Below are 13,569 nucleotides of genomic sequence, written 5' to 3' on the forward strand. Positions count from 1 at the left end.
TTTGCACAAATTTGTTTAACAAAAATGTCAAATCAAGCAAAAAAAGACCAAACACAGGAATTGATCAAGGAGACAGCGAAGAAATTATTCTTTGTGAAAGGAAAATTTGATGCTACTACGCAGGAGATTGCAGATGAAGCAGGAGTGAATAGAACACTTATTAACTATTATTTCCGATCAAGAGACAAACTAATTCAGATCATTTTTGATGAAGCTCAGAAAGTAGAGCAGGAGAAATCAAAGATTATTCAGAATGCAGATCTTCCATTTAAAGAGAAGATCAGCCAATTTATAGAAAACAGTCTCTCTACGAGTCTTCAGTATCCGTATCTGGAAACCTATATCGTTTCTCAGATCAATAAAGGAACCTGCCATCAAAGAGAAATTGAAGAAGATATCTTACAAAAAATGTATAGTGATATCGAAAAAGAAATGGAATTGGGAAATATCGAAAAAACAAGCCCGGTTCAGTTTATTCTGAATATGGTTTCATTGTTAGTATTCCCAAGTGCGATACGTCCACTTTTCATGGAGAATCTGATGATCAGTGATGAAGAATATGATAAGATTATTTCTGAACGAAAAGAGATCATTATCAATATGTTATTTAAAAATTAAAAAAGACTAAAGTATTTCTAATAATGATTCGTCATTTAGAAATAAAATAACGACTGAAACAAGAATAAAAAAATAAACGAAGTATAAAATTATGAAAAGAAAACGTATAACTGCTAAAAAGCTAAAGATTGGGATAGCTGCAGCATTTATGATTTTCGGTTTTTCATCAGTGTCTGCCCAGCAGCAGGTTTCTTTGCAGGAAGCTATCAAGCAGGCACTCCAGAATAAGGCAGAAGCTAAAAAAGCAGCCTTACAGGTTAAAAAAGCCGAATATAAGATTGATGAGGCTAAAGCCGGAGCTCTTCCACAGATCAGTGTAGCGGGAGGTGTTTCTTATAATCCGATTATTCAGGAAACGGTAGTAGAGATTATGGGGCAACGAAACATTTTCAAAATGGGACAGCCGTGGAACTCCAGTATTTCTGCTTCCCTGAATCAGGCATTGTTTGATCAGAGAGTTTTCATCGGTCTGAAGGCAGCAAAGTCTACAAGAGAATTTTATGTATTAAACTCTCAATTGACGAATGAACAGATCATTGTAAATGTAGCAACAGCTTATTACAACGTATTTGTACAGGAAGAAAACCTGAAAACACTGGAAACCAGCTATAAGAATACTGAAAAGGTGAGAAATGTTATTAAGAGTCTGGTAGATAACGGCTTGGCAAAGCCTATCGATCTTGACAGAACGAATGTTCAGCTTACCAACATTGCTTCCAATAAACAAAAACTTATCAATGGAGTAGAACTTGCAAAAAATTCATTGAAATTCTATATGGGGGTTCCGATAGATTCATCTATTGAACTGGAAGAAAAAAGTATAGAGCCAAGACCAGAGCTTATTGCAGGACAGCTCAATTTAGATAACAGATCTGAAGTGAAGGTTCTTAGAAAGCAAATGGAGCTTTTACAATTCAATAAGAAAGCAACAGAAGCATTCCTTTATCCTACGGTAAGTCTTCAGGCAAACTACGGATGGTACGGAATGGGTACAAAATTCCCATGGTTCAACGGAATCAGTAATGGTGTAAACTGGAGTGATGCAGCATCTGTAGGATTAAATGTAAATATTCCGATCTTCACGGGTGGGGCTACTAAATCTAAAATCCAGCAGGCTGAAATCGATATTCAGGATCTGAATCAGGATATTGAAAACACACAGCTAACCTTGAATTTAGATTATAAGAATGCTACAACCAATATGGAAAATGCTTTAATCAATATTCAGAGTATGAAGGATAATGTAGCGTTGGCAGAAAAAGTACAGGCAAATACACAATCTAACTATCAATACGGATTAGCTACCCTTACCGATCTTTTAGATACAGATAATTCTTTAACTGAAGCAAAACAAAACTATGCCAATGCTTTATTAGACTATAAGCAGGCTGAAATTCAGTTGATGAAGGCAAAAGGAGAGTTAAACACATTACAAAACCCATAAGAAAAATGAAAAAAACTTTAATATATATCATCGTAGCAGCTGTACTTGTAGGGTTAGCCGCATACAAGATTGCTGGTAACAAAGAGAAACAGACTCAGGAAGTAAAGGAAGTTGCTAAGCAGGTGGATAAAATCAACGTAAATATCGTAACCGTTTCCAGAGAAAATATTGATACTGATTATTCAGCAAACGGAACATTCCTTCCAAAACAGGAAATGAATCAGTCTTCTGAAATCTCCGGACGTATCGTAAACGTTTTGGTGAAAGAAGGTTCAAGAGTAGGCGCAGGACAGGTATTGGCAACTATTAAAAGAGATGCTATTGAAGTAGATGTTACACAGGCTCAGAATAACCTCCAAAATGCTATTATTGATAACCAACGTTACGAAAACGCATACAAAACTGGTGGAGTTACAAAACAACAGCTTGATAACTCAAGATTGCAGCTAAAAAACATGCAGGCAGCAGTTAGAGCTCAAGGTGTAAAAGTAAACGATACAAGCATTCGTGCGGGAATTAGCGGTACAATCAATAAAAAAATGGTTGAACCTGGAACTGTAGTTTCTCCCGGAACCGCAATGTTTGAGATCGTTAATATCAATAGCTTAAAACTTTCTGTTTTAGTAGACGAAAGCCAAATCGGAAAAATTCAGTTAGGTCAGGAAGTTCCAATCAAAGTAAACGTGTTACCAGAAGATTCTTTCGTAGGTAGAATTACTTTCATTGCTCCTAAAAGTGACGCTTCTTTGAATTTCCCGGTTGAAATTGAAGTGCAAAACAGAGGAAACCTAAAAGCAGGTATGTATGCAACAGCTACCTTTAAAACGAATAATGGTGCTGAAACTCAGAATATGCTGACAGTTCCTGCAGAAGCATTTGTAAACGGAGTAAGCTCAGGACAATTATTTGTCGTAGAAAATGGTGTTGCTAAAATGATCAAAGTGACCATCGGAAAAGTTTACGGAGATAAGGTACAGGTATTAAGCGGACTGAACGGTGGTGAAAAAGTAGTAACCAGCGGACAGATTAACCTGGACAACGGATCTAAAGTGAACATTATAAAGTAGACGATTTATGAAGTTAGCAGAAATATCGATTAAAAGACCGTCGTTGGTAATTGTATTATTTACAATTCTGACGCTGGGAGGTATCCTGAGTTATACGCTCATGGGATACGAATTGATTCCGAAGTTTGAAACCAACATGGTAACTATTTCTACGGTATATCCGGGAGCTTCACCTGCAGAGGTAGAAACATCCGTAACCCGAAAGATTGAAGATGCCGTAGGGTCTTTGGAAAACGTAAAAAAAGTAGAATCTTCTTCATATGAAAGTTTATCTGTAATCATGGTTCAGCTGAACGATGGCGCCGATGTAGACTTTGCCCTGAATGATGCTCAGAGAAAGGTAAATGCAATTCTTGCTGACCTTCCGGATGATGTGAAAGCACCGTCACTGAATAAATTCTCCTTAGATGATTTACCTATTATCACGATGAGTATTTCATCTGATAAACTGAACAGTAAGGACCTTTATGACTTACTGGATAAAAAGATAGAACCTATTTTTTCCCGTGTAAATGGTGTGGCGCAAGTAGATCTTGTAGGTGGACAGGAAAGAGAAATTCAGGTGAATCTGGATGAGAAGAAATTGCAGGGGTATGGGCTTTCAATCGGAGATGTTCAGCAGGCAATTCTTTCCTCAAACTTAGATTTCCCTACAGGAAGCTTGAAAACAAGAACTACAAAATCTACAATCAGATTATCAGGAAAGTATAAGTCGATTGAAGAAATGAATAATCTTGTAGTTTCCAATAAAAACGGAGCACAAGTGCGTTTATCAGATATTGCAACAGTTTTTGACTCTCAGAAAGATGTTGAGAAAGTAGCAAGATTCAATCAGTTTCCGACGATCTTAATGCAGGTGAAAAAACAGTCTGACGCCAATGCGGTGGCTGTATCTGAGAGCATTCAGGAAACTATTAAAACTGTAGAAGCTGCTTATAAAGTTCAGGGAGTAAAAGTAAAAATCGTAAACGATACTACAGAATTTACCCTTGAATCAGCAAACCACGTAATCTTCGACTTATTCTTAGCGATTATCCTTGTGGCAATTGTGATGTTATTATTCCTTCACAGTATCAGAAACGCATTCATTGTAATGGTTTCGATTCCGGCTTCATTAGTAGCGGCGTTCATCGGAATGAACCTGATGGGATATACGCTAAACCTAATGAGTTTACTTGGGCTGTCGCTTGTGGTAGGTATTCTTGTGGATGATGCGATTGTAGTACTTGAAAACATTTACCGTCACATGGAGATGGGTAAGAGTAAGATCAGAGCTGCATATGATGGAGCTTCAGAGATTGGATTTACCGTTGCAGCGATCACATTGGTAATTGTAGTGGTATTCTTACCAATTGCAATGAGTTCAGGTCTTGTGGCAAACATTCTTGCACAGTTCTGCGTCACGGTAGTTATTGCAACAATGTTATCATTATTAGCTTCATTTACCATTATTCCTTGGTTATCCTCAAGATTTGGTAAACTAGAGCATCTTACTGGTAAAAACTGGTTTGAGAAATTCATTCTTTGGTTCGAAGGTTTAATTGACGGTTTTACTCATTGGGTAACCAATATTCTTGAGTGGTGTTTGAAAACAACTCTAAGAAGAGTTTCTACGGTGATTATAACGTTCATTATCTTGATCAGTTCATTCTCATTAGTGATCTTCGGATTCATTGGAGGAGAATTCTTCCCGCCAATTGACCGTGGTCAGTTCCTGGTACAAATGGAGCTTTCAAAAGATGCTACCGTTGAGAAAACAAACCAATTAACATTAGAAGTTGAGAAGTTTTTAAGAAACGATAAAGACGTTGTAGATTTGATTACAACAGTAGGACAGCAGTCAACAGGTTTTGGGGGAGCTCAGGCAACCACTTACCAATCTGAAGTTCAGGTAAACCTTACAGATAAATCTGAACGTTCCGAAAGTACAAACATCAAAGCTGCAAAAGTAAAAAGAGCATTAGAAGAGAAATTCACTGGAGTAGAGTTTAAAACCGCTCCAATCGGTATCATGGGTGCGGAAAATGCTCCAATTGAAATGGTAGTGACAGCTCCGGATAATGCAACAGCAGTAAAAGAAGCGACAAGAATCCTTGAATTATTGAAAAAAGTTCCGGGAGCAGTAGACGCAGAATTATCTACAGACTCAGGAAACCCTGAAGTACAGGTAAATATCGACAGAGATAAGATGGCTTCTCTAGGCTTAAATCTTTCAAGTGTAGGACAGACAATGCAAACGGCATTTAATGGTAATACAGATGGAAAATTCAGAGCAGGAGAGTATGAATATGATATTAACATCCGTTTTGGAGATCTGAACAGACAATCCATTGATGATGTTAAAAACCTAATGTTTACAAACCCTCAGGGACAGCAGGTTCGTTTGAGCCAGTTTGCTGAAGTAAAAATGGGTTCAGGACCAAGTTTGCTTGAACGTAGAGACAAATCTCCTTCTGTAAAAGTAAGAGCTAAAGCAGTAGGTAGACCAGTTGGTGACGTAGCTAACGAATGGTCGGCGAAGTTCATGAATGAGAAAAAACCTATCGGTGTAGATTACATCTGGAGTGGTGATATGGAAAACCAGCAGGAAGGTTTCGGTACGTTAGGAATCGCATTATTAGCAGCTATCGTATTGGTATACCTGGTAATGGTTTCATTATATGACAGTTTTGTATATCCTTTCGTAGTATTGTTCTCTATTCCGTTAGCAATGATCGGGGTAATGGTAATTCTTGCCTTAACTGCTAACTCCTTGAACATCTTTACGATGCTAGGGATGATCATGTTGATTGGTCTTGTTGCGAAGAATGCGATTATGATTGTTGACTTTACCAATGCCAGAAAAGCAGCAGGAGCAACCACTCACGATGCATTGGTTCAGGCGAACCACGCTCGTCTTCGTCCGATTCTGATGACAACCATTGCGATGATCTTCGGTATGTTACCAATCGCATTGGCAACAGGAGCAGGAGCAGAAATGAATAAAGGTCTTGCATGGGTAGTTATCGGTGGTTTGACATCGTCTCTATTCCTTACCTTAATCATTGTACCGGTAGTATACTCTTTATTTGACTCTATATTAAGAAGATTAGGTAAAGATAATAAAGTAGACTACGAAGCTGAAATGAAGGCAGATTATGTACACAGAGAACTTAATGAAGACGGATTTACTCCTAAGCATTTAGATAAATAAAATAACATATACCTTTAATTAATCGAAAGCGCCTCAGATTTTCTGAGGCGCTTTTTGTTTTGCTACTAATGCACGATTTTTTTTAATGCTTCTCTATGAGATTCTTGATCTGCCTTAGAACTTATCTCTGTATAAAGTACTACCACCTGCTTCTCTATGTGGTTCAAAATATATAAAAACTGATTGTAGTGTAAATATAATTATTCCTGCATTAGTGGCTAAAAAACAATAAAAAAGGCTTCCAGAATAAACTGAAAGCCTTAGTATATTATAATTGAAAAAAATTAGTCTGCCATAGCCTCTCCAGCCTTTCTGAAGACAAAGTTTCCATAGATGTGTCTTCTTGCAAAACGGCTTGGAGAATCTGCATTCACCATTTTGATATAAGTATTTCTTGGAACTCCCATATATTCATAAGACTTTCCATTCAAATGCTGAACCGTTAAAATCGATTTTTCAAGATAGAAATCCTGAATATTAGACTGTGTAATCGTTTCAGTATATTCTTCTTTATATTTTTCCTGAGTTTCAGGGTTGATGCTTACTAAAAAGTGGTAAGCTTCAATGACAGACTTACTTTTTTCTTCTGCCGCTAGTTGTCCGGCTTCGTCATTGATAAATTTATCAGGGTGTGTATCTTTCATTACATTCCTGTAAATTGTTTTTAACTCTTTTAAAGTCACATTCTTATCTACTCCAAGAAGCGTTCTGTGCTCACCAATTCGTTTCATAATTTGAATTCTTATTTTCGGGGTGCAAAATTAAGAAAATAAATCCGAAAAAATGTAACTTATTCATTATTAATTTATTTGAAGTTCTTTTTGAATTGGTTTTTCGTTGAAAAATTGGATTAAAAATAAGGTCCTTCAGTTCCTTCATGAAATTTTAAGATCACATTGATTATCCGAACTCTGAATACAGATGCTTATTCAATTTAAAATAGATAAACTCATTTTTAAAGTCAATAATGGTATTGAATCTTTTCAGAAATTTGTTTCCAAAAAATCCAGCCATTTTTTCTGTTGAATCAATTCCCTCTGTAGAAGCGGAAAGGGTAACCGGGACATTATAAAGATACTTTTGTGCAAACATAATGGAAGGACATAGAACCACGGGCATTACATACACCGAACCATCCGATCCCTGAGCAGTCGCTTTTCCTATAGTTTTCATCTGATCAGCTAAAGCATTTTCCTTGGCATAAGGAGAAGCAATGGTGAGCGCATCATCTGCACCGCTATCAAGACCGAAAAAACCGGAATACTCCTTGCTATTTGCTGTAATTTTACTTTCCACCGCAGGATAATCGTCAATCATGTGAAGTTTCATTTTTTCATATCCTGAAAAATCAATTGCTAAATCATTTTCATCATAAAAGCGGATAACATTCTTCTGATAATCAATCTCAATAATCTTTCCTTTCATTAAATCCGTACCGAAAATGCCGTCAAAATTTGCATTTTCATAAGGAATCATAGTCAATGAAACATCCGTTTTTACAATATTTCCGAATTGTACTGTATTATGATTGCTGTAATTTACAGTATTCACTCCGTTGGAACCTTTGTTTTCAGACTTCCCGTTAATGGTAAGATTTACTTTTTTCTTGGAGTTACTGTTGATGGCAGATCCATTAGCTCCCGTGTCAAAAAGAAACTTAACATTTTCAGTTTTATTGACTTTACAGTGTAGGTAAATAGAGTTGTTTTCCAGAGAAAAAGGAATAACAGCAGGGCTTTTTTGTGCAGAAATAAATATACTGACAAAAGCCGTTAAAAAAAGATAAAGAAAATCCATATGAGTATTATTAACTCAACGAAATTAAATCTATTTACAATCCTGGCAAAGAAAGTTCAGGGCATTAACCTTCCCTTAACCGTTCTCTATAAATATTATAAAAAGAGTAGAATATCACTCAGTTTTTCACATAATACGGAATGATTCTTTTTTCAAAAATAAAATAGAAATTATTTTCGACTCTTGCCAGAAGTCCATCCTCAGATATCCACTCAAATTCTTTTTCAAGTGTACTTCCATCAGTATAAAGAAGTCCGAGTTTTGTCCCTTTTTTGTAGATTCCCAGCTTCGTTTGCCCATATAAAAGAGTATGACAAAACATAGGGCTCGTAGTGATTAATTTTCCTTTTGTGGTATAATAATACCATGTGTTTTCTTTTCGTAAAGGAATAATATTAATAACATTCGTCCTTTTCTCCGTATACTCAACTGGGGATTCCTCATACTCAATCGGGACAAGAATTGTTCCTGCTTTATCAATAATTCCTATTTTTTCATTCTTTACAATCATGAAATTATTTTCGTCAAGAGGTGTTGCGTTATCAACCTCAAAATAGTTGGATTGTAAAGTATATTTCCCGTCCTGATTTTTTATAAAAGGAAATTTGAATAATACAGGATATCCACCATAAGTACTATTACGCTGATTGCTGAAGGTTCCTTCAAACATATTAAAGAAAAACTCACTGCTATTTTCTTCTTTGCTTATAAAGAAACCGAAAAAACCTTTTCCAGACGTTGATCGATTATTAATTCTGTAAATAAAACCACTATTTAAAAGTAAATTTCCTGAACGATCGATTACATTATAAGATTGATTTTCTGTATCAAAAACCAAAGCTGATTTTCCGTAAAAGGGATAAGCTTCTTTGAACTTTTTGGGGAAAGCTGGTTGTCCGTTTTTCTGATTAATATAGATAAATGCTCCGTTTTGATATGTAGGAAGCAGAGTATCCTTTGGTGTCTGATAATAGGAGGTATGATTTGTAAGAGTGACCAGATTAAAAGGAATATCAATCTGAGCCTTTAAAGATAAAGTAGCTAAAAAAATACACAAGCAATATATTCCTTTTTTCATAGTTAATCAGTTCACTGTAAAAATAATAAATTCATACACTTCATAAAGAAATTTGATGAATTATATTAAATTTTTAATAGTTGCCAAGCTTTTAAAATAAAAAACAGCACCCAAATGAGTACTGTTATTATTTTAAAATGATAACTCCTTTTTGTCTAAGGCATATCACAGTTTTTCTTTAGCTTCATAAAAATCTTGTCAAAATCCTTATACGCAGTAGCTTCCTCCTCCGGTTTCTGTCTGAAGCTGCTGTTGGCACAATTATGGAAACTTAGACCAATCATATCAATAAGAGCATAATCTTCCTTCTGCGGATCGTTCAGTTTTGCATTGAAACGGTTCATTACCCCTTGTGGATCTGCATTGTTCCTGCTTTTCAGCTCTGTATAAGCTTTCCATGAAGCAAACATTTTTTCTTTGTCGGGAGAAGATATAGCGTCTATGGATTCTCTGCAGGTAGCGTAGAATTTACTGTTTTTCAGTGAAGAAGGATCAGAAAAAGCCATGATTTCTTCCTTATTCAGTTCATACTCATTTTCAAAAGTCTGTATGGCATTTTCATACAGCTTTTTCCATACAGGAAGATCGATAACCTTAAGGCTGTAAAGTTCTTCTTTCTTTTCCTGATATTGACGTTCTAGGTTCTCAAGATGAAGGTCTTTATTTTTACGGACATCTTCAAGGCTGGAAAGTTTAAAGATAGGATTCGTATCAAAATGAACCCCGTTGAATTTATATAATAGTTTATTTACCCCGTCTATTTCCTCTTTTTCATATTTGGAAGCATCAAAATATCCTTTGTTATCACAATTGAATGTCTGATAGCTGTACGGTGTCAGATTAGTATTTTTAGCAGGACCTTTTTGTCCCAAAACGGTAACAGATAGAGCCAGGGAAAGCCCGATCATCATTTTTTCCATGCGCATAGTCGTTGAAAGAATCCGAATTTTCTATAATTTCACCGCAAAATTAAGGCTTTAAATTCAAAAACTAAAGAATTATACCGGTTTTATCTAGTTATTTTTGATATTTAATGAGGATTTTAAATTTTTTGCTTTAAATAGGGAGTATACGAAGATTATAGCGCTATGGCTCATCACAATTCCTTTTAAGTTTTATAAATATTTTATCAAAAGCTTTAAATAAAATATCATCATTTTCTATAGTATTTCTAAAGCTATGATTGGCACAAGTGTTAAAAATATTAATGAGATCAATCAATGCAAGATCATTTTTTCGTTCATCATTCCATTTCTTATTAAAGGTCTCTTTAGCCTGAGGGCTATCCTTGTATTTTTCCTCAAATGTGTTTTTCCAGTATGAAAACATTTTTTGCTTATCATCAGAGGTTATAGCATCAATAGTTTCTCTGCAGGTGTTATAAAATTTGCTGTTTCGTAAAGATTTCGGATCTGCATATGCTATTAGGGTTTCCTTTCTGAGCTGATATTCATTGTCCAGCAACTGAATCGCTTCAGCATGTTTCTTTTTCCATACAGGAAGATCTATTATAGAGAGATCGCTAAGTTCTTTTTTCCTTTTCAGATACTCTTTTTCTATCTGTTGTAAAAGTTGCTGATTATTATTGCGTACCAGATCAAATTTGGCGGGATTAAATACAACGAGGGAAGAAAACGGTGACAAGCTCAAAGGGTATAACAGTTTGTAAGTGCCGTCTATCTCTTCTTTCTTGTATTTTGACGGATCAAAGTATCCCTTATTATCACATCCAAAAGACTGATAACTGTAAAGAACAAGCTTATTGCTGTTTACAGGAGCTTTTTGTGCTAAAGCAGAAAAGGATAATGCTAAGGAAAGTCCTGCAATTAATTTTTTTATATTCATTATCGTTGAAAAAAACTGTATTTTTTAATGATGGGTTAAAATTAAAACTTAAAACTCCAAATCCCATTATAATTCAGGATTATTTACTCACTGGTTTCCGTGATTTATAAGGGTTAGCGCTTGTTTTTTCTTTTGTTTTTTATATTTTGCTGGCTGATATCATGAATTCTGATTAGACTAAGGAAATATATTGATTGAATGATAGAACAAAATATTAATAATGTATAATAATTTAGAACAACTGTTTTACAGAGGAGAGCTGGAGCAGTGCATCGCAGAAGGAAAGCAACACTTATTATCTCATCCTCACGATGAGGAAGTCTTATTTTTAATGGCTGTAGCTTATCATGATATTGCTTATTATGACGGACATGAAGCGATTTATGATGCCATAAGAGACTATGTAATTCCTTATTTAAGAAAAATACTTCAGATCAATCCGAATCATCAAAAAGCTTTATATAATATTCTGGATTATCCTTTAGGGAATGAATATAATCTGATGCAGATTGCCAGAAGTAAAAAACACATTACCCAAGACAATAAAGAAGAGTTCATAGGCTATGCAGAACGTATGCTGGAGGATCCGGACTATGCAGGATATGGCTATGATTTTCTTGTAAAAATATACGAGTCACTAGAGGAGAATAAAGCACTTTTGAATAGTCTTGAGGCAGGAATATATTATTGTCAGAAAGCACATGCCGATGAACGAGAAGTGAGAGACAGAAATATCTCTCTTTTCTGGATGAAAAAGATTTATCTCCTTGACCGTGAAAAAATGGTTTCAGGAGAAGAGTTTACCACAATTATTGAACAAGGGCATCCTCATTTTATTACGAGAAATGAATCTCAACTGATAGATCTTGCGGATATAGCTTATGAAAACGGAGCACCCGATCTTTCTTTACAATTAATGCTTAAAGCCATTAAAGGCTCAAACTCTGCAATACATATTCAGGAAAGATTGGTAGAATGGCATCAACGATTCGCTGAAATGATTCAAAATGGATATGATAATCCTGATGTTTTCTATTATCAACTGATCATAGAAAGAAATTACAGTGATCTTTTGAATATTTCTGAAGAATTTTACTATCACCATGCTCTTGAAGTAATCGGTGAACATCCGGAATTATTCTCAGGATATCATTTTGCAGGAACATTTCTATACGAGATCGGTCACTATGCGGAAGCGATTCCTTTATTGGAAAAAGCTGTTGCATTGTCATCCAGTGCTACAACATGGAGAAGAAAAATAGAATCAGAATATTATTTACACAAAACGAGACCGTCTGAAGTCCCTGTATTTTCAGATTTTCCAACAGATATTTACAATGAAGGTGTTTATTTCGAAGAGTTTTTAGAAAAAATTGAAGATGAGGATGATATGACTCGTTGGGTGGAATTACATCTTCAGATTTATAAGCAGTCATATGATGCTTTTCAAAAATATTTTGATGAAGGGAAATATGATAGTGACTATAATAATGATCTGCATACCAGGGCGATGTGCTGTAATAATTTAGCAATTATACATTGTTTATCCGGAGATACTTCAGCTGCGGCATCAGTGGCTTCCGAAGGGCTTCAGTATTCAGAGTTCAGAGAGCTTCACTTTGTACTGATTGATGCACTCTTGGGAGAAGGAAATAATGAAGCGGCAGAAGCTGCATTGAATAATTATTTTAATCTTTACGAAGAAGATTGTGATGAATATTTTTATAAAAATGCATTTTACAGAGCTGAGCAGATCAGGCTTCAGGGAATGATGGGTTCCGACAATGTTTATAAGGATGCTACAGAAACACTTAGTTATTTGTATGAATATACAGAAGAACATCCTGAAATTAATGATTATGATTACAGAGATCTGGAAGCTGCCAAAAATATATTGGAAGGAATACTGTACACCCGTTTTGAAAATGAAGATCACGATACGAGACGTTCTTATTACGAAGAAATTTCGAATCGTTTTCCCAATGAACCGAACCCGTTGTTTGCTCTGATGCAGATTTACAATGAAGAAGAAAATTTTGGAAAGGTGTCCTCAATAGCAAAAAGATATCTGGAGCATAAAAAAGAATTTCTGTTAGATGCTTTTGATAAAGCCAAAACTATTTATATGATCGTTAAAAGTGATTTCTTACAAGGAAATTACGTGGAAGCTGCAGATGTTTTCAATCAATATGACGCTGAATGTGAATCGGCAATGGGTCCTGAAGAATATGTACTTTGGTTAAGCTATGGAGTAAGGATTTATGAAAAGCTGAATAATAAAAATCAAACTTTATCTATTGCGGAAAGATTCAATATCATTTACAATACGGAAGAATGGGGCTACGACAATCTTGTGGAAAGTGTAGAACTGGCAAAAGCGGTTGTATTATATCAGGCTGGAAACTTAAAAGAAGCCCATGCAATTTTAGATCAGGTTCGTTCTGTTGCAGATTATGATCCTATTGCAGACGAATATAAAGCGAGCTGGAAGAAACCCGGGTTATTTTCAAAATTCGGATTTTAAATA

Annotated in this window: 10 protein-coding genes; 5 read left to right on the plus strand and 5 right to left on the minus strand. The window is 35.4% G+C overall.

Going from position 1 to position 13,569, the window contains the following annotated elements; all coding sequences use genetic code 11:
* Positions 1-24: 24 nt before the first annotated feature.
* From AC5YGG_RS08060 to AC5YGG_RS08075, 4 genes are all read left to right on the plus strand, one after another.
* Positions 25-618 carry a TetR/AcrR family transcriptional regulator gene (locus tag AC5YGG_RS08060; RefSeq protein ID WP_496144013.1) on the plus strand — a complete coding sequence of 198 codons (594 nt, stop codon included), beginning with the start codon at positions 25-27 and terminating at the stop codon, positions 616-618.
* Positions 619-709: 91 nt separating this feature from the next.
* Complete coding sequence (locus AC5YGG_RS08065) at positions 710-2,062, plus strand: TolC family protein (RefSeq protein WP_496144014.1); 1,353 nt, start codon at positions 710-712, stop codon at positions 2,060-2,062.
* 5 nt (positions 2,063-2,067) lie between these two features.
* Positions 2,068-3,129 carry an efflux RND transporter periplasmic adaptor subunit gene (locus AC5YGG_RS08070; RefSeq protein ID WP_496144015.1) on the plus strand — a complete coding sequence of 354 codons (1,062 nt, stop codon included), beginning with the start codon at positions 2,068-2,070 and terminating at the stop codon, positions 3,127-3,129.
* A gap of 7 nt (positions 3,130-3,136) precedes the next feature.
* Positions 3,137-6,322 (plus strand): efflux RND transporter permease subunit, encoded by a 3,186-nt coding sequence (locus AC5YGG_RS08075; RefSeq protein WP_496144016.1) that lies wholly within the window; start codon positions 3,137-3,139, stop codon positions 6,320-6,322.
* Between the two features lie 284 nt (positions 6,323-6,606).
* Here AC5YGG_RS08075 and AC5YGG_RS08080 read toward each other — a convergent pair whose 3' ends face one another.
* The 5 genes from AC5YGG_RS08080 to AC5YGG_RS08100 all read right to left on the minus strand — a co-directional run bounded on the left by AC5YGG_RS08080 (position 6,607) and on the right by AC5YGG_RS08100 (position 11,042).
* Positions 6,607-7,053: a KTSC domain-containing protein gene (locus tag AC5YGG_RS08080; RefSeq protein WP_065393285.1), complete on the minus strand. Its 447-nt coding sequence runs from the start codon at positions 7,051-7,053 to the stop codon at positions 6,607-6,609.
* A 169-nt stretch (positions 7,054-7,222) separates the two neighbouring features.
* Positions 7,223-8,119: a retropepsin-like aspartic protease gene (locus AC5YGG_RS08085; RefSeq protein WP_496144017.1), complete on the minus strand. Its 897-nt coding sequence runs from the start codon at positions 8,117-8,119 to the stop codon at positions 7,223-7,225.
* Between the two features lie 118 nt (positions 8,120-8,237).
* The gene (locus AC5YGG_RS08090) at positions 8,238-9,197 is read right to left on the minus strand and encodes a hypothetical protein (protein WP_496144018.1); all 960 of its coding nucleotides are present in this window, start codon (positions 9,195-9,197) and stop codon (positions 8,238-8,240) included.
* A gap of 155 nt (positions 9,198-9,352) precedes the next feature.
* Positions 9,353-10,117, minus strand: a complete 765-nt coding sequence (locus tag AC5YGG_RS08095) for a hypothetical protein (protein WP_496144019.1) — start codon at positions 10,115-10,117, stop codon at positions 9,353-9,355.
* A 166-nt stretch (positions 10,118-10,283) separates the two neighbouring features.
* Positions 10,284-11,042, minus strand: coding sequence for a hypothetical protein (locus tag AC5YGG_RS08100; protein WP_496144020.1), 759 nt, complete (start codon positions 11,040-11,042; stop codon positions 10,284-10,286).
* A 220-nt stretch (positions 11,043-11,262) separates the two neighbouring features.
* Between AC5YGG_RS08100 and AC5YGG_RS08105 the strand changes: the two genes are divergently transcribed.
* On the plus strand, positions 11,263-13,566 hold the full coding sequence (locus AC5YGG_RS08105; RefSeq protein ID WP_496144021.1) for a tetratricopeptide repeat protein: 2,304 nt from the start codon (positions 11,263-11,265) through the stop codon (positions 13,564-13,566).
* The last annotated feature ends 3 nt before the right edge of the window (positions 13,567-13,569 follow it).

The organism is Chryseobacterium sp. CS2K3 (assembly GCF_059515185.1).

Bases quoted from the DNA above. Each gene is read 5' to 3' on its own strand.
- AC5YGG_RS08085 (WP_496144017.1), bottom strand. From the start codon at position 8,119: ATGGATTTTCTTTATCTTTTTTTAACGGCTTTTGTCAGTATATTTATT.
- AC5YGG_RS08070 (WP_496144015.1), top strand. From the start codon at position 2,068: ATGAAAAAAACTTTAATATATATCATCGTAGCAGCTGTACTTGTAGGG.
- AC5YGG_RS08060 (WP_496144013.1), top strand. From the start codon at position 25: ATGTCAAATCAAGCAAAAAAAGACCAAACACAGGAATTGATCAAGGAG.
- AC5YGG_RS08105 (WP_496144021.1), top strand. From the start codon at position 11,263: ATGTATAATAATTTAGAACAACTGTTTTACAGAGGAGAGCTGGAGCAG.
- AC5YGG_RS08095 (WP_496144019.1), bottom strand. From the start codon at position 10,117: ATGGAAAAAATGATGATCGGGCTTTCCCTGGCTCTATCTGTTACCGTT.
- AC5YGG_RS08065 (WP_496144014.1), top strand. From the start codon at position 710: ATGAAAAGAAAACGTATAACTGCTAAAAAGCTAAAGATTGGGATAGCT.
- AC5YGG_RS08090 (WP_496144018.1), bottom strand. From the start codon at position 9,197: ATGAAAAAAGGAATATATTGCTTGTGTATTTTTTTAGCTACTTTATCT.
- AC5YGG_RS08080 (WP_065393285.1), bottom strand. From the start codon at position 7,053: ATGAAACGAATTGGTGAGCACAGAACGCTTCTTGGAGTAGATAAGAAT.
- AC5YGG_RS08100 (WP_496144020.1), bottom strand. From the start codon at position 11,042: ATGAATATAAAAAAATTAATTGCAGGACTTTCCTTAGCATTATCCTTT.
- AC5YGG_RS08075 (WP_496144016.1), top strand. From the start codon at position 3,137: ATGAAGTTAGCAGAAATATCGATTAAAAGACCGTCGTTGGTAATTGTA.